We start from the raw sequence: 16899 nt of genomic DNA on the forward strand, positions 1-16899 counted from the left end.
CTTGGAGAAGGCAGGAGCTGTTCGGTAACCATGAAACTTCCCACGCCGGTACTAGCCGGATCGGGTTCGAAGGGACTCTCTCAGCCGCACGGCCCATCCGTACGGCACCCCTGTTTCATCCAACGGGGTGAATTTAAGCACAAGGCTCGGGGCTTGACCACCCCTGTTTCAATCTGGAGTGTCGTGCGTCAAGGTATGGCTGAGGGCCATGCGGCCCCCAGACAATGGCATGCACACCATTACGCTGCAATGCACCATGACTTAGCGTGCGCATGCACTGCCATTCGAACACCATTCGAACACCGCCGTGATTTCAAGCCTTGAAGGTCACCCAAGGCTTCAACCGCGCCACGGCTTCGATCAGCCCGGCCTCTTCCTGTGCCTGCAGCACCGGACCGATCGGCTTGTAGGCCTCGGGCGCTTCTTCCACCCTGCGCTCCTCGCGCAGCGTGACGCAGCGCCACTCGGCGTTGGCATGATCGCTTTTCAAGCGGCGCAAGGCCTGGCGCCGGACACTGCGGCCGGCGCCGTGGCTGCATGACGAGAGCCAATCGGTGTGACCCAAACCGCTCACTATATAGGAAGCATCCCCCATGGAACCGGGGATCAGGGCCAGGTCGCCGTCATGCGCGGGTGTCGCGCCCTTGCGGTGGATATTGAGGCCGTTTTCGCGCAGCACCACGTTATGCGGCACGTCGACCACCAGTCGCGAAGCCGTCGCGCCGCACAATTCGGCCAGCTCCTTGCGCACGAGTTCGGCCAGCACTACCCGGTTGGCCCAGGCATAGCGTGCCGCCGTACCCATGGCCACCAGGTACTCGTGCGCCAGGCTGCCCGCCAAGCCGTACAGCCCGCTAGTCGGATGCTTCAGGCCGGTGGGCCAGGCCTGGCGCGCCCGGTCCATCCAGCGCCGGCCCACGTAGAAGCCGACATCGCGCGAGCCACTGTGGATCATCGCCACGACATCGCCGGGCGCCAGGCCAACGCGATACGCGGCGTGCCTGTCGAAAATCTCGTCCACGACCTGCAGTTCGACAAAATGATTGCCCCCGCCCGGCGTGCCGAGACAGGGATCGCGAAAGACCTCGCGATTGCCGACGTGCGCATCCGGCGCATAGCGGGCACTGCCGCCAAACGCATCCAGCCCGACGCAAGCGGCAAGTTCGGCCTCCAGCCGGTCACGATCGACCTGCGCCCACAAGCCTTGGGGGGCCACGCGATCGATGAACGCGGCGGGTCCCTCGTCGAACAAGGCACGGAATGCGGCGCTATGCACCGGCACGTCGCGGCCGTTATCGAGCAGGGCACGCGTCAGCCTGCTCACAAGGGCATCCTGCTGCGGCAGCAGGGCGGCTTGCTTCAGGCCTGTGGTGATCAGGCGCATGCCGCAGTTGATGTCGGTACCGATCGCGGCGGGAATGACGAAATCCGCGTCGGTGGCAACGATCGATCCTACCGGCGCGATGCCGCCGGGATGAAAGTCCGGCGTGGCGCAGGCTTTGCAAACGCCGTGGTGGCCGTCCGCAGAACGCACCGCGGCGAAGTCGAGCAACTGCCGTACGGCCTTCGCTTCCAGGGCAAGCGTGGCGGGCAACAGCACCGAGGCTTGCGCGTGTTCGTTGCGCAGGTGATAGACACCCTGGCTGCGCTCGACATGGATGCCCTGGCGCTGCAGGGCTTTTTCAAGACGGGGAAGTGAGGACATGGCTGCTGGGAATACAAGGTACGGGAGTGCCTCCGGGGAACCGGGGCAAAAAGTACCTTCTGCGCAGCAGCGTCGAGAAGGGAGCGTGCAGTGTATCTCTGGGGAGCGGCGAACGGCAAGCGCCCGGCCCGCGAGCCCTGCCATGACGGCGCAAAGTGTTGGGGGCCGGACACAGCGCGAGCCCGCGCACATAGCGCGCCGCTTGCTCTACCATGCAATCAGGCATGCCCATGCGCCGCGCGCGCAGAAGACTGCACAGGAGACCTCATGACCGAAGCCGCCACCCACCGCGTGTTCAACCAGGTCCCGGACCTGACCGGCTACAACCTGTTCACCGGCGACCCCGCGCTGCGCGCCGCGCTGGAGCGGCTTGGAGGCGGCTGGCACGCCAGTGCGCTCGATGTCTTCGGCGCGCGCCTGGGCAAACCCGATGTGCAGCAGTGGGCGGCCGAGGCCAATCGCCACGCGCCCGAGCTGCATACGCACAGCCGCACCGGCGAGCGCATCGACGAAGTGGAATTTCCGCCAGCATGGCACGCCTTGCTGGCCCTGCTGCGCAGCCAGCAGTTGCAAGCGCTGCCGTTCGCGCAGCCCAGGGAGGGCGCGTGGGTGGCGCGCGCCGCCGGCTATTTCCTGCAGGCGCAGGCCGAATCCGGATCCCTGTGCCCGCCCACCATGACGTTCGCCAGCATCCCGGTGCTGCAGAAGGAAGCGGCGCTGTTCGCGGAACTGGGGCCGAAGCTGTTTGCCACCGAGCACGATCCGCGCGACCTGCCCTGGCGCGACAAGCACGCCGTGATGATCGGCATGGGCATGACGGAAAAGCAAGGCGGCTCCGATGTGCGCAGCAACACCACCGTCGCGCGCGCCGTACGTGGCGAGGGCCGCGGCGCGGAGTACGCGATCACCGGGCACAAGTGGTTTTTCTCCGCCCCGATGTGCGATGCCCACCTGGTGGTGGCGCGCATGGGCGCGGAGGATGGGCCGCTGTCGTGCTTCTTCGTGCCGCGCTTTCGCGACGACGGCAGCAAGAACCCGGTGCAGATCCAGCGTCTCAAGGACAAGCTGGGCAACCGCTCCAACGCCAGCAGCGAAGTGGAATTCCGCGAGGCCACCGGCATCCTGATCGGCGAGGAAGGCCGCGGCATCCCGACCATCATCGAGATGGCCACTTATACCCGGCTGGATTGCGTGATCGGCAGCGCCGCCATCATCCGCGCGGCGCTGGTGCAGGCCATCCATCACGCGCGGCATCGCATGGCGTTCGGCCGCCTGCTGGCGGAGCAGCCGCTGATGCGCAACGTGCTGGCCGACCTGGCGCTGGAAAGCCAGGCCGCGACCCTGCTCATGATGGAACTGGCGCACGCCTTCGAGCGCGCCGATGCCGATCCGCTGGCCGCCGCCTGGAAGCGCATCGTCACGCCGGCGGCCAAGTTCTGGGTCTGCAAGCGCGCCATCGAGGTGACGGGCGAAGCCATGGAGGTGTGGGGCGGCAACGGCTACGTGGAGGAAGGCCCGATGGCGCGGCTGTACCGCGAGGCGCCGGTCAACTCGATCTGGGAGGGCTCCGGCAACATCATGTGCCTGGACGTGCTGCGCGCGCTCCAGCGCAATCCCGAGGACGCGGGGCGGCTATTGCAGGACCTCGGCCGGCGCGCCGGCGGCCATCCGGCGGTGCGGGCCGAACTCGCCTCGCTGCAGGCGATGCTGCGCGACGCGCCGGATCACCTCGAAGCCGGCGCGCGGCGCTTTGCCCAGGGCCTGGTGCTGACCGCGCAAGCGGCGCTGATGCTCGCCCACGCCGACACCGACGATGCCGAGCGCTTCGTGGCCAGCCGGCTGGGACGCCAGCATGGCCGCGTGTTCGGCACGCTGGAGGGCGACGATACCGCGCTGGCGCGGGTGATCGCACGTGCCTGGCCGGCCTGAGGCACGCGGCCGCGCCACACGCCTCGTCACGCTTTTTTTTCTGGCCATCGCGCTACAGGCGGCGCAGGTCCTGCCGTAAATCCCTTGGTATTAATGTCATGCACTTAATACATAAGTGCGTATTGATCCCCTTTAAATGACCAAGCGGCGCGCCCTGCTACACGGCGGGTGCCGACATCCCGACATGAACATCAGCCAACGCCTGTTGCTATCTTTATCCTTGGCCCTGCTCGCCTTGCTCGTTGTGGGCCTCGGCGGCATCTGGCAACTCAGCGAGTCGGAACAGCGCTTTGAGTACTTCAACGACAACACGCTAGGTAGCGTACGCACCCTGGGCACCCTCAAGGACAACGTCAACGCCATGCGTATCTCGCTTTACAGGCACGCCATGAGCGAAGACCCCAAGGCCAAGGCCGAAGCGGAAGCCGCCCTGGCCCGCGCCGACGAGAAGTTCGACACCACCGCCGCAAAGTATGAGCGCGACGACATCAGCGACGATACCGACCGCAAGATGCTCGAAGCCGACCGCGCCGCGCTCAAGCGCTACCGCGCCGGGCGTGCCGCCATGCTGGAGAAATCGCGCGCCAACGATTTCGCCACGGCCCACGCCATGCTGGTGAGCGGCGAACTGAACGACGCATCGATCGCCTTGCGCAAGGCAATCGACGATCACATCAACTATAACGGCGACCTGGGCGAGCTCGCCGTGACGCAAAATCGCGAGCAGTACACCACGGCGGTTCGCGTGTTCTCGGCGGTCATCGTCGTGGCAGTGCTGGTCACCGGCTTGCTGGCCGTGACGCTGTATCGCCGCATCCACGGCAGCCTGGCCGAAATCGAGGAGACCCTGGAATACGTCAGCGACTCCCTGGACCTGGAACGCCGCGCACCGGTGGGCCGCCTGGACGAGATCGGCCGTACCGCGGCTGCCTTCAACCGCCTGCTGGAGCGGGTAGCCGTGGCGCTGCGCGAGGTGCGCCATTCGACCGACTCCGTCGGCGTGGCGGCACGCCAGATCGCCGCGGGCAATACCGATTTGTCGGCACGGACCGAACAACAGGCTGCCTCGCTGGAGCAGACCGCATCGAGCATGGAAGAGCTCACCACCACCGTGCGCCAGAACGCCGACAACGCGCGCCAGGCGAGCGGCCTGGCTGGCAATGCCGCCAGCGTGGCCGAACACGGCAGCACCGCCGTGCAGCAGATGGTGCAAACCATGGGCGCGATCAGCACCAGTTCCAACCGCATCGCGGAGATCACCAGCCTGATCGAGGGCATCGCCTTCCAGACCAACATCCTGGCGCTCAATGCCGCGGTGGAAGCCGCGCGCGCCGGCGAACAAGGCCGGGGCTTCGCGGTGGTGGCCGGCGAGGTGCGCAGCCTGGCGCAGCGCTCGTCCAGCGCCGCCAAGGAAATCAAGGACCTGATCGACAGCTCGGTCAACACTGTGCGCACGGGCTCGGCGCAAGCCGAGGATGCCGGCAAGACCATGAGCGAAGTCCAGAACGCGGTGAAGCGCGTATCGGACATCATTGCCGAGATCGCTGCTGCCTCCGACGAGCAAAGCGCGGGCATCGAGCAGGTCAACCAGGCGGTGGGCCAGATGGACGAAGTCACGCAGCAAAATGCCGCGCTGGTGGAAGAAGCGGCCGCCGCCGCGCAGTCGCTGGATGACCAGGCCGGCAAGCTGCGCGACACGGTATCGACCTTCCGCCTGGCTACGGCCTGAGCGCGGGTGTGAGGGGCGGACCCCCGCCCTTCACACGGCCCTTCACACGGCCAATACCTCCGCCATCCGCAACACCACGCGCGGGCCGTGCCGGATCAGGTCATGCGCGCGCTCGCCGATCATGATGGCCGGCGCATTGGTGTTGCCGCCAATCAGCGTCGGCATGATCGACGCATCCACCACGCGCAAGCCTTCCACGCCCCGCACGCGCAGTTGCGGATCGACCACCGCGTATTCGTCCATGCCCATGCGGCACGTCCCGACGGGATGGTAGATGGTATCGGCATGGGCGCGGATCATCGCGCGGATCGCGCTGTCGTCGCCGCCATCGGCTGGCAAGTGCGCCGAATACAGCTCCTTGCCGCCGAACGCCGCCAGTTGCGGCTGGGCCAGGATTCGGCGCACAATCCGCACGCCGGCCACCAGGCCGTCGAGATCCCGCGGGTCCGACAGGAAGCACGGGTCGATCATCGGCGCCTCGCGGATATCGGGCGAAGCCAGCCGTACCTCGCCCCGGCTTTTCGGGCGCAGTACGCAAACGTGGCAGGAATAGCCATGGCCCAGGTGGATTCGGCGCATATGGTCGTCGGCCATGCCGACCACGAAATGCAGTTGCAGGTCCGGCTCGTCCAGCCCGGCGTGGCTCTTCAGGAAGGCGCCTGCCTCGGCAAAATTGGAAGTCAGCATGCCGGTGCGCTCGCGCCGGTAGCGCAATATCTCGGCCAGCAGGCGAAACGCGCCGCCCACCGAGACGCCGAACAGCTCGGACGCCGCCACCCGCTTGTGCACGATGACGTCGAGATGGTCCTGCAGGTTGGCGCCCACGCCAGGCAGGTCGTGCACCACGGGAATGCCTAGCTCGCGCAGATGCGAGGCAGGGCCGACGCCTGACACCATCAGCAGTTGCGGCGAGCCGAACGCGCCGGCCGACACGATCACCTCGCGGCGCGCCCGCAACAGGGTCTCGCGGCCATCCAGCCGCGCCACCACCCCCACCGCGTGGCGGCCTTCGAACGCGATGCGCAGCACCTGCGCGCCCGTCATCACAGCCAGGTTCTCGCGCCCGCCATTGCTGGCGCGGTCTGCGGTGTCGCCGCGGTGCAGGTAGGCGCGCGCGGCATTCCAGCGCTCGCCGCCATGCTGGGTCACCTGGTACCAGCCAGCGCCCTCCTGGTCCACGCCGTTGAAGTCGTCGTTGCGGCGATAGCCAGCCTGCTGGGCCGCCTCGATAAAGCGCTGGCCAAAGGGATTGGGCGTGCGCAGGTCCGACACATGGAGCGGGCCGCTGCCGCCGTGCCAGGGATCGTCGTCGCGCCCGGTCACGCGCTCATTGCATTCGGCCCGGCGGAAATAGGGCAGCACATCGTCCCAGGCCCAGCCGTCGCAGCCGGCCGAAGCCCAGCGGTCGTAGTCCGCCGGCGTGCCTCGCGTGTAGATCATGGCATTGAGCGAGGAACTGCCCCCCAGGCCACGCCCGCGCGGCTGGTAGCCACGGCGCCCGTTCAGCCCGGGCTGCGCAACGGTGCGGTAGCCGTAATTATGGCTGCCGGCACGTGGCAGCATGGCGGCGCAGCCCGCCGGCGTCGACACCAGCACATGGTGATCGTGGCCGCCGGTCTCGAGCACAGCCACGCTGTCGCTGCCGCTGTCGGCCAGCCGCCCGGCCAGGGCACACCCCGCCGAACCGCCGCCAACGACGAGATAGTCAAAGGTGGTTTCCATCCGTTTCCCCGCCTGGTCCGAGGTCAGTGTGCCGGGGTTGCGCCGAACGCTTCGGCAGGCCGCGCATGCCGGTCAACCCGGTCTGGCTGGCACGCCGAAAGCATGCCGCGAAATCAGTGTAGGGCTTTGCCAGGGCACTGGAAAGGACGAAGGCGGGTCGGTGTATACGGTTGTTTGAAGCACGCGGCTAGTGGCCGGCCTCCATTGTCAGGCGCCGCCGCATGGCATATGGTGCGGGGATCGAAACGCCGCGCGCGCCAAGGGCAGCGCACGACCCCAAGGAGAGCGCGACATGAGAGAAGTGCCCGAGATGTCATCCGTATTCGACGCCATGCGCGCCGCCTCGCGCCGCGACCAGGCCCCGGCCTGGGCCGTGCGCGCCGACCGGCTGCGGCGCCTGCGCAAGCTGGTGACCGGGCACATGGACGAGATCTCGCAAGCCATCAGCGCCGATTTCGGCAACCGCCCGCGCCAGGAAACCGCGCTGCTCGAAGCCTTTCCCAGCGTGGCCGGGATCGACGATGCGCTGCGTCATGGCAAGCGCTGGATGCGGGTGCGGCGCATGCGCACCGGGCTGTGGTTCAAGCCCGCTACATCGCGGCTGATGCCGCAGCCGCTGGGCGTGATCGGCATCGTGGTGCCGTGGAACTACCCGCTCTACCTGACCGTGGGCCCGCTGGTGGGCGCGCTGGTCGCGGGCAACCGCGCCATGGTCAAGCTCTCCGAGTACACGCCGCGCTTCGCCGCGCTGTTCGCGCGCCTGGCGCAACAGGCTTTCGCCGCCGACGAGGTCACGGTGATCAATGGCGACGCGGAAGTGGCGAGCGCTTTTTCCGCCCTGCCCTTCGATCACCTGCTGTTTACCGGCTCAACCCAGGTCGGCCACCATGTGATGCGTGCGGCGGCCGCCAACCTCACGCCGGTCACGCTAGAACTGGGCGGCAAATCGCCGGCCATCGTCGGCCCTGGCGCCGATCTGGAACGCGCGGTCGAACGCATCCTGGTGGGCAAGCTGCTCAACGCCGGCCAGACCTGCATCGCGCCGGACTATGTGCTGCTGCCCGAGGCACTGCGCGAGCCCTTCGTCGAAGCCGCCCGCGCCTGCGCCGCCCGCCTCTATCCGGACCTGCCGGGCCAGCCGGGCCATGCGGGCAACCCCGACTACACCACCATCATCAGCCCGAGGCACTTCGCGCGGCTGGACGGCCTGGTGAGCGATGCCGCCCGCGCCGGGGCGCGCGTGGTGCCGCTGTCGCAGGTGCCATCGGACCCGGAGCGCCGCCGCCTCGCGCCAGTGCTGCTGCTGGATGTCCCCGCCGACGCCACCGTGATGCGCGAGGAAATCTTTGGCCCGGTGCTACCGCTGGTGACCTACCGCACGCTGGAAGAGGCCATCGACTACATCAACGCCCGCCCACGCCCGCTGGCGCTCTACCTGTTCGAGAAAGACCGCCGCACGATCGACCACGTCATGGCGCAAACCGTGGCGGGCGGCGTCAGCATCAACGAAACGCTGCTGCATATCGCCCAGGAAGACCTCCCCTTCGGCGGCGTGGGCCCCAGCGGCATGGGCGCATATCACGGCCAGGCGGGCTTTGAGACCTTCTCCAAGCTCAAGCCGATCTTCCGCCAATCCGGCATCAATGGCGCCGGGCTGCTGAAGCCGCCTTATGGCAAGCGGTTTGAAACGATGATCAAGCTGCTGATGCGCTGAATGACAAGGAAAACCTGCGGCGTTGATCGAAGCCGCCGAACGGGCCAACGCGGCGCGCCCTGACGACGGCTGTCTCTCCCTCTCCCCTCAGGGGGAGAGGGCCGGGGAGAGGGGTGGCTTATCTAGGAGCCACGCAAAGCGAAGCCCGTGGTGTTTTCCGGCCCGCTGGCGTAACGACCACCCAGACTCAACCCACCACCATCGGCCGCCCCAGCATCCGCGCCAGCACCGCTTCCGGCGAATGCGTATGGTCTGAAATCGCCTTCGGCGACAGGTAGTAAGTCTGCTCCATCATGGCCCGGCCCCGCATAGCCGCATGCAGCACCTGGTCGCTGAATACAATCCAGGTCGACCCGGGCGGGAACTGAAATTCCTGCTGCGGGACATTGGCCTGATACTCCAGGTCGGCCTTCGCAAGATCGTGCAACTGCAGCATCCGATGGTCGTACTCCGAGCGCCGGCGCTTGGTGATATGCAGCATCTCCATGACCCGCGCCTGCCCCGGCCACATGCCCTTGGTCTTCGGGACGAAACGCTTGGCGAAATCGCCAAACGGCTCGCCCACCCGCCACACGCGCGGCGCCTGCGGGTCAATGTTGTGGAACACGCGCAGCAGCCGCTGGCCCAGCATCGGGTTCGACGGGAACGAGTCCACATGCAGCCGCGTGTCGTCCTTGCGCCAGCTCACCGGCCGCCCGGCGATCTCGCTCGGGCGCAACGAGGTGCCGGCACGCACCATATGCGGGCCATATTCAGGGAACAGGCTGAGCACGAGTTTCTCGCTGTACTCGGCATAGCGGCGAATCAGCACGTACAGGTCTTTCAGGTCCTGCTCGCCGCCCGTCGCACCGCGCACGGCCTGGTCGTTGGCGCGCAGGTTGATGTTCTTTGACTTGCCGTCCGACCAGCGGCTGTCCAGGAAACGCTCCTCGCCAGGCTCGAACTGGAAGCGCAGCTGGGGGAAGAACAGCACGGCGCCCTGCTCCAGCTCGCGGCGCAACCCCGCCTTGGTGCCGGCATCGAGTTGCGGAGCCCACTCGGTATAGGGCTGGGGCCGGATCAGGTTGAACGCGGGCGCGGCCGCCCCGAGCGCAGTGGCAGGGGGGGGCGTGGAAGGGGTAAGGGTCGAATCAAGTGACATTGGGCATCCTCGGTATGCGGGCTCCGGCGGTCGTGAGCGCGCGCGCGCGCGCGCGCGCCGCGGCAGGCGAACAAAGCGCCACTCGCCGGGCCGCCTTGCCATCCCGCGATTCTACCCTCGCGGCCATGGCGCGCCACGCCCCGCCTTGCCCCGCTTGATCCAGGACAAGGCAGTGGCAAGCCAGGAACGCCACCGCAAGCGCGAAAAAAAACACCGCCCGAAGGCGGTGCTTTTCCGATGCGAGGTTCGCGGCAGCCTTACAGGCCGGCAGCAGCGCGCAGCAGCGCGACCTTGTCGGTTGCTTCCCACGAGAATTCCGGCTCTTCGCGGCCAAAGTGGCCGTAGGCAGCGGTCTTCTCGTAGATCGGGCGCAGCAGGTCAAGCATCTGCACGATGCCCTTCGGGCGCAGGTCGAAGTGCTCTTGCACCAGCGCGGCGATCGCCTCGTCGGAGATCTTGCCCGTGCCTTCGGTGTACACCGTCACATTGATCGGGCGGGCCACGCCGATGGCGTAGCTGACCTGCACCTGGCACTGGCGCGCCAGGCCGGCGGCAACCACGTTCTTGGCGACATAGCGGGCAGCATAGGCTGCCGAGCGGTCGACCTTGGACGGGTCCTTGCCCGAGAAAGCACCGCCACCGTGGGGCGAAGCGCCGCCGTAGGTGTCGACGATGATCTTGCGGCCGGTCAGGCCACAATCGCCCTGCGGGCCGCCGATGACGAAGCGGCCGGTCGGGTTCACCAGGTACTTGGTGTCCTTGAGCATCTCGGCCGGCAGCACCGGCTTGATGATCTCCTCGATCACGGCTTCACGGATCTGCGCCTGGGTGATATCCGGCGAATGCTGGGTCGACAGCACCACGGTATCCACGCTGTGCGGGCGGCCGTCGACGTAACGCACGGTCACCTGCGACTTGGCGTCGGGACGCAGCCAGGGCAGGCGGCCATCGCGGCGCAGTTGCGACTGGCGCTCGACCAGGCGGTGCGAATAATAGATCGGGAAAGGCATCAGCTCCGGCGTTTCATCGCAGGCGTAGCCAAACATCAGGCCCTGGTCGCCGGCACCCTGGTTCAGGTAGTCGTCGGAGGCGCGGTCCACGCCTTGGGCGATGTCAGGCGATTGCTTGTCGTAAGCGACCAGCACTGCACAGCCCTTGTAGTCGATGCCGTATTCGGTGTTGTCGTAGCCGATGCGCTTGATGGTGTCGCGCGCAACTTGGATGTAGTCGACGTTGGCGGTCGTGGTGATTTCCCCGGCCAGGACAACCAGGCCGGTGTTGCACAGCGTTTCAGCGGCCACGCGCGCGTACTTGTCCTGGGCCAGGATGGCATCGAGGACAGCATCGGAAATTTGGTCGGCGACCTTATCGGGATGGCCTTCGGAGACGGATTCCGAAGTGAACAAGAAGTCGTTTGCCACGAACTTTTCTCCAGGTTTGGCTATTGCGCGCCAACCTCTAAGCCCGGGCGGCGACGCTTTAGCGGTATTTTCATGCCGTTCCGGTAGAACGGTATCGCCCCGCAAGTTGTCAGTTAACTCGGCGATACGCGCTATTATACGCGCCTGCAAGCTACGCTGCAGCACCCCGGTTTTCTGGCACACCTGCCAAATACCGGACGCTGTCGCGGCCATGCCGCGCCACCCGATAGGCGACGCGTTTCCGGCCTGGCGCGAGCCTGCAGGCAGTGCAAGCCGTACGGTGGGCCCCGTAACAACACCAGATTCATTTTGATTGCCCCACTAACGGCAGCGCCCGGCAAAACATTAATGACCCACCCGGCCCGCCGGGCCGCTATCGCAATTCGATGACCTTTCTGTTCTGGCTGATTTCCCGCTTGCCGCTCTCCTGGCTGCACGCCATCGGCGGTGCGCTCGGATTGCTGGCGGCACGCCTGCCGGGACGTTATGGCACGCGGCTCAGGGAAAACCTTCGCCATGCCTACCCTGACGCCAGCGATGCAATGGTGGCGGAGGCGGCCCGCTCGACGGGGCGCATGATCCTGGAAATGCCCTATTTCTGGAGCCGGCGCAATCCCGAGGTGCGCATGTACGGCTTTGCCGACCGGCTCTGGCCGGAACTCGACAAGCTGATGGCGCAGGGCCGCGGGCTGATCATCCTGGTGCCGCATCTTGGCTGCTTCGAAGTGCTTCCACAGGCATTTGCCCTGCGGCATCCGGTCACGGCCCTGTACAAGCCGCCACACCAGGCCTGGCTGCGCGACTGGATCGTCAAGATGCGCACCCGCCCCAACCTGGCCATGGCGCCGGCGCTGCCGCGCGGCGTGCGCATGCTGGTCAAGGCGCTCAAGCGAGGCGAGGCCATCGGCATCCTGCCCGACCAGGTCCCAACCGGCGGCGAAGGCGCCTGGGCGCCGTTTTTTGGCAAGCCAGCCTACACCATGACGCTGGTGCAGCGCCTGCAGCAGCTCACGGGTGCGCCAATCGCGGTGATTTTTGCAGAGCGCCTGCCGCGCGGCGCCGGCTTCCTCGGCCATATGCAGGTCATCAAGGACCGGCTGCCCGATGACCAGGCCGAAGCCGTCGCGGTGATCAACGCGGCCGTCGAGAAGCTGGTGAAGGCATGCCCGACGCAGTACCTGTGGGGCTACAACCGCTACAAGCATCCAGGCGGCGCGCAGTTGCCGCCCGCGGAGCCCCCTCGGGCCCCGGCGGCCGACGCCTCGCACAACCCCCTGGAGGTGCCGGCACCGGCACCCGCCTCTCTCTCCAACGACCAAAGATGAGCCGTATTTTCACCTGGCTTGGCATCGGCCTCTTGACCGTGCTGGGCAAGCTTCCCTATCCGCTCGTGGCACGCTTCGGCGAAGGCCTGGGCAGCCTGCTCTACCTCATTCCCAGCAGCCGGCGCCGCGTGGTGCAGACCAACCTGCGCCTGTGCTTTCCCGAGCGGACCGACGCCGAGATCGAAACGCTCTCGCGGCAAACCTTCCGCACCGTCTTTCGCAGCTTTGCCGAGCGCGGCATCTTCTGGACCGGCAGCGAGGCGCAGATGCGCCGCTGGGTCCAGATCGACGACCAGGCCGACCTGGTGGCGCTGGACGGCACGCCCCACATCCTCGTCACGCTGCATCTCTCCGGCGTCGAAGCTGGCGCGATCCGCCTCACCATCCACCTGCGCGAACACGTCAAACGCTCCGGCGCGTCGCTCTACACCAAGCAGAAGAACGACCTGTTCGACGGGTTCCTCAAGCACGCGCGCGGCCGCTTCGGCGCCAAGATGATTGCCCGCAACGATAGCGCGCGCGACATCATCCGCTGCCTGCGCAAGGGCGAGGCCCTGCAGCTGATCGCCGACATGGACTTTGGCGAGCGCGACTCGGAGTACATCCCGTTCTTTGGCGTGGAGGCCCTGACCCTGACCTCGGTATCACGCCTGGCGCGGCTGACGGGGGCCAAGGTTGTGCCGATCTATACCGAGATGCTGCCCGACTACCAAGGCTATGTGCTGCGTATCCTGCCGGCTTGGGAAAACTATCCTGGCGAAAGCGTGACCGAGGACACCCGCCGCATGAATGCCTTCTTCGAAGACTGCATCCGCCCCCGCGTGACTGAGTATTACTGGGTGCACAAGCGCTTCAAGCACCGCCCCGACGGCGAGCGCGAAAACTACTGACCACGTGGGCGCGGCGGCGGCATCGCCAGGCAAACATGCAGCCCGCGCCACCCTCGACACGCCGCCAGCAAGCGCCGGACGGCCCGACTACAATCGCACTATGAAACTCCAGTTCACCAAGATGCACGGCGCCGGCAACGACTTCGTCGTGCTTGACGGCATCCACCAGACCCTGAACCTGACCCCAGCGCAGTGGCGCGCGCTCGCCAGCCGGCATTTCGGCGTGGGTGCCGACCAGATCCTGGTGGTCGAGAAACCCACCAGGGACGACGTCGACTTCCGCTACCGCATCTTCAACGCCGATGGCGGTGAAGTGGAGCACTGCGGAAATGGCGCGCGCTGCTTCGTGCGCTTCGTCACCGACCACGGCCTGACCGACAAGCGCTCGGTGCGCGTGCAGGTAATGAACGGCGTGATCACCTTGACGCTGCAGGACGACGGCCAGGTCACGGTCGACATGGGCGCGCCGGAACTCGAACCCGCCCGCGTGCCGTTCCGCCCCGAAGGCCTGCCGACCAAGGCCGAAGGCCGCGATACGCTGTACGGGCTGGAAGTGAACGGCCGCACCGGGTGGATTTCGGCAGTCTCGATGGGCAACCCCCACGCGGTGCAGGTGGTGGACAACACCGAGGCGTTCCCGGTGCTGCAGGACGGCCCCATCATCGAGCATCACGCGAGCTTCCCCAACCGCGTCAACGCCGGCTTCATGCAGGTGGTGGAGCGCCACACGATCCGCCTGCGCGTGTTCGAGCGCGGGGCCGGCGAGACCCTGGCCTGCGGCACGGGCGCATGCGCGGCGGTCGTCGCCGGCATTCGCCGCGGCCTGCTGGACTCGCCGGTGCTGGTGCACACCCATGGCGGCGACCTGACGATTGCCTGGGACGGCGAAGGCGAGCCGGTACGCATGACCGGCCCTGCGACCACGGTGTTCGAAGGCAGCATTGACCTGGACCGGCTGCCTGCCTGACCATAGGGGCTTGCGGCCAGCCACGGCCGCACCCTCCATGGAGTGCCAATGTCGCTCGCCGATTTCCGCATCACCTCGGGCAAGAACTTCAGCCTGGCCGACTTCAACCCCGACGCCAAGCCGTTCTCCAGCGGCGACAAGGTCGCCGACCAGGCCCGCCTCACCGAACTGAGCACCCAGCTCGACGCGCAGCAGGACATCTTCTATGCCGAGCACCAGCGCAAGCTGCTGATCGTGCTGCAAGGCATGGACACCAGCGGCAAGGATGGCACCGTGCGCGGCGTCTTTCGCAGCTTCGACCCGCTCGGCATCCGCGTCGTCAGCTTCAAATCCCCCACCGCCGAAGAACTCGCGCACGACTACCTGTGGCGCATCCATGCCCAGGTACCGCGCGCCGGCGAGATCGTGGTCTTCAACCGCAGCCACTACGAAGACGTGCTGATCACGCGAGTGCACGAGTGGATCGACGAAGCCGAATGCGAGCGCCGCTACAAGCAGCTACGGGCATTCGAGACGATGCTGCTGGAAACCGGCACCACCATCGTCAAGTGCTTCCTGCATATTTCCAAGGACGAGCAGAAGGCCCGGCTGGAAGCGCGGCTGGCGGATCCGCAGAAGCAGTGGAAGTTCGACCCGAAGGATCTGGAGGAGCGGCAGTACTGGAAAAATTACGAGACCGCCTATGGGGCCGCCATTGCCGCGACCAGCACGCCGGAAGCACCGTGGTATATCGTGCCCGCGAATTCGAAGACGCACCGGAACCTGATGGTGGCGGAGATCCTGATGGCGGTGTTCGAGAAATTGAAGCCGGCGTATCCACCGGGAAAGCCGGCGTTGGCGAAGCTGAAGGTGGTCTGAGGCACCAGGGCAACGCGAAGGGACCAGGCCAGCCCCTTCGCTTTGGGTCAGGCATGCCCGTTGCCGCGATGGATGTCGTGCGTGACAAACGGCTTCTCGTGCGTCGGCATGGCCAGCCACTCCGGATGCTTCAGCGTTTCCCGGATGTCGTCCAGCCCGCTGGTCCAGTGCTCGTTCATTGTCAGCAAGCCAAACTGATAATCCTTGGCGTTGCCTTCAAACGTCTTGTCGCGATAGATCAGCTGGATCACGTTGCGGCGTGCATCGCATGCGTACTCCGCCGCCTTGCGGTACCAGTCGTTGTCACGCTGCCCCTGCGGCACCAGCGCCATCACTTCGCTCAGCATGCGCCGGTAGTTCTGCTGCTCGCTCATGTAATCCGTGATGGTGCGCGTGCGGCTGGAGTACTGGATGTCTTTCTGCCGCTCGGCCACGTCCAGCAGGTTGTGCGGCAGCTTGCCCCGCGCGCTCCACAGGTCCACCTGGAAGATCAGCGCGTCACGCCGGGGCTGGGCCGTCAGCACTTCCGACAGCGGCGTGTTGGACACCAGGCCGCCATCCCAATAGAACTCGCCATCGATCTCCACCGCGGGAAAGCCGGGCGGCAAAGCGCCGGAGGCCATGAAATGCTCGGCATGCAGCTTGCGTCGGGTGTTGTCGAAATAGGCGAAATTGCCGGTCCGCACATTCACCGCGCCCACCGACACGCGCATCTCGTTATGGTGCGAGTTGATGCGATCAAAATCGGCAAAGCGCTCCAGCGTGGCCTTGAGCGGGCTGGTGTCGTAATAGCTGGCATTGGCGGGGCCGCACTGGCGCTCCACCAGGCTGGACCACGGACGAGGCTGGAAGAAGCCCCGCTGCCCCTCGAAGATGGCACGCGCGGCCTCGATGCCGTCGAACCAGATGCGCAGCGGATCAGGCCAGTGCGCGGCGCCCTGTGCTGCCACCTCGTAGGGCAGCAGGCTGGGCAGCCAGGGCTGCTGGCAGATGTAGTCCCAGAAGGCACGCAGCTGCTCGACCCTGCGCTCAGGCGCATTGCCCGCGATCACGGCTGCGTTCAGTGCGCCGATTGAAATCCCGGCCACCCAGTTAGGCTGGATGCCCGCCTCCGCCAGTCCCTGGTACACGCCCGCCTGATACGAGCCGAGCGCGCCGCCGCCCTGCAGCACCAACGCCCTAACCGTGTATTCATGGTGAACCGGCCGCGTGCGGCTGGCACCCTCGGGCGCGAGGTCCGGCGGCGCGCAGCCGCCGGGAGGCAGGAGGTTGGGCTCCGGCTCTCGTAGCGCCTCGGGCTTTGGCGCCTCGCGTTTGAGCGCGGGTGCCGCCGGGTTCGCTACCACGGCCGCCGCAGCGCTTTTTGCAGCCTGCTTCGGCGTGCCCTTTTTCTGTGCCACTGTATTTTCCTGTGCCACTTTATCCAGCTTCTGCCGACGTCCACCTGCCACGACCCCTCCTTGATGACTTTGCTTTCCGACCTTGCATGCGGTCATGG

12 protein-coding genes and 1 riboswitch are annotated in these 16899 nt (G+C 66.6%); of the genes, 7 read left to right on the forward strand and 5 right to left on the reverse strand.

Annotated features, from left to right (window positions below; all coding sequences use genetic code 11):
* Nucleotides 1–20: 20 nt before the first annotated feature.
* Nucleotides 21–122: riboswitch (TPP riboswitch) on the reverse strand.
* A 191-nt stretch (nt 123–313) separates the two neighbouring features.
* Nucleotides 314–1705 (reverse strand): RtcB family protein, encoded by a 1392-nt coding sequence (locus AC1RQC_RS31215; protein WP_492812918.1) that lies wholly within the window; start codon nt 1703–1705, stop codon nt 314–316.
* A 267-nt stretch (nt 1706–1972) separates the two neighbouring features.
* Here AC1RQC_RS31215 and AC1RQC_RS31220 point away from each other — a divergent pair, with 267 nt between their 5' ends.
* Both AC1RQC_RS31220 and AC1RQC_RS31225 read left to right on the forward strand, forming a co-directional pair.
* The gene (locus tag AC1RQC_RS31220) at nt 1973–3634 is read left to right on the forward strand and encodes an acyl-CoA dehydrogenase family protein (RefSeq protein WP_492830327.1); all 1662 of its coding nucleotides are present in this window, start codon (nt 1973–1975) and stop codon (nt 3632–3634) included.
* A 184-nt stretch (nt 3635–3818) separates the two neighbouring features.
* On the forward strand, nt 3819–5363 hold the full coding sequence (locus AC1RQC_RS31225) for a methyl-accepting chemotaxis protein (protein ID WP_492812914.1): 1545 nt from the start codon (nt 3819–3821) through the stop codon (nt 5361–5363).
* 42 nt (nt 5364–5405) lie between these two features.
* Here the strand turns inward: AC1RQC_RS31225 and AC1RQC_RS31230 are convergent, their stop codons facing one another.
* Nucleotides 5406–7085 (reverse strand): GMC family oxidoreductase, encoded by a 1680-nt coding sequence (locus AC1RQC_RS31230; protein WP_492373931.1) that lies wholly within the window; start codon nt 7083–7085, stop codon nt 5406–5408.
* A gap of 292 nt (nt 7086–7377) precedes the next feature.
* On the opposite strand from AC1RQC_RS31230, the gene AC1RQC_RS31235 reads away from it, so the two are divergent.
* Nucleotides 7378–8799 (forward strand): coniferyl aldehyde dehydrogenase, encoded by a 1422-nt coding sequence (locus tag AC1RQC_RS31235; protein ID WP_492373930.1) that lies wholly within the window; start codon nt 7378–7380, stop codon nt 8797–8799.
* Between the two features lie 187 nt (nt 8800–8986).
* Here the strand turns inward: AC1RQC_RS31235 and kdoO are convergent, their stop codons facing one another.
* Together kdoO and metK are read right to left on the reverse strand one after the other, a co-directional pair.
* Nucleotides 8987–9940, reverse strand: coding sequence for a Kdo hydroxylase KdoO (kdoO, locus tag AC1RQC_RS31240; RefSeq protein ID WP_492885598.1), 954 nt, complete (start codon nt 9938–9940; stop codon nt 8987–8989).
* Between the two features lie 257 nt (nt 9941–10197).
* Entirely contained in the window at nt 10198–11361 is a 1164-nt protein-coding gene (gene metK / locus AC1RQC_RS31245) for a methionine adenosyltransferase (protein ID WP_043343105.1), read from the reverse strand.
* A 386-nt stretch (nt 11362–11747) separates the two neighbouring features.
* Here metK and AC1RQC_RS31250 point away from each other — a divergent pair, with 386 nt between their 5' ends.
* The 4 genes from AC1RQC_RS31250 (at nt 11748) to AC1RQC_RS31265 (ending at nt 15401) form a co-directional block, all read left to right on the forward strand.
* The gene (locus tag AC1RQC_RS31250; protein ID WP_492373928.1) at nt 11748–12686 is read left to right on the forward strand and encodes a lysophospholipid acyltransferase family protein; all 939 of its coding nucleotides are present in this window, start codon (nt 11748–11750) and stop codon (nt 12684–12686) included.
* Nucleotides 12683–13576: a lipid A biosynthesis lauroyl acyltransferase gene (locus tag AC1RQC_RS31255; RefSeq protein WP_492373927.1), complete on the forward strand. Its 894-nt coding sequence runs from the start codon at nt 12683–12685 to the stop codon at nt 13574–13576. Before AC1RQC_RS31250 ends, AC1RQC_RS31255 begins: the two co-directional genes overlap by 4 nt.
* 100 nt (nt 13577–13676) lie before the next feature.
* Nucleotides 13677–14543: a diaminopimelate epimerase gene (gene dapF, locus AC1RQC_RS31260; protein WP_459372642.1), complete on the forward strand. Its 867-nt coding sequence runs from the start codon at nt 13677–13679 to the stop codon at nt 14541–14543.
* A 48-nt stretch (nt 14544–14591) separates the two neighbouring features.
* The gene (locus tag AC1RQC_RS31265; RefSeq protein WP_492812908.1) at nt 14592–15401 is read left to right on the forward strand and encodes a polyphosphate kinase 2 family protein; all 810 of its coding nucleotides are present in this window, start codon (nt 14592–14594) and stop codon (nt 15399–15401) included.
* A gap of 47 nt (nt 15402–15448) precedes the next feature.
* On the opposite strand, the gene AC1RQC_RS31270 is transcribed toward AC1RQC_RS31265, so the two are convergent.
* Entirely contained in the window at nt 15449–16801 is a 1353-nt protein-coding gene (locus AC1RQC_RS31270; protein ID WP_492373925.1) for a DUF3734 domain-containing protein, read from the reverse strand.
* Between the last annotated feature and the right edge of the window lie 98 nt (nt 16802–16899).

Source organism: Cupriavidus sp. GW822-FHT03E04 (assembly GCF_058801495.1).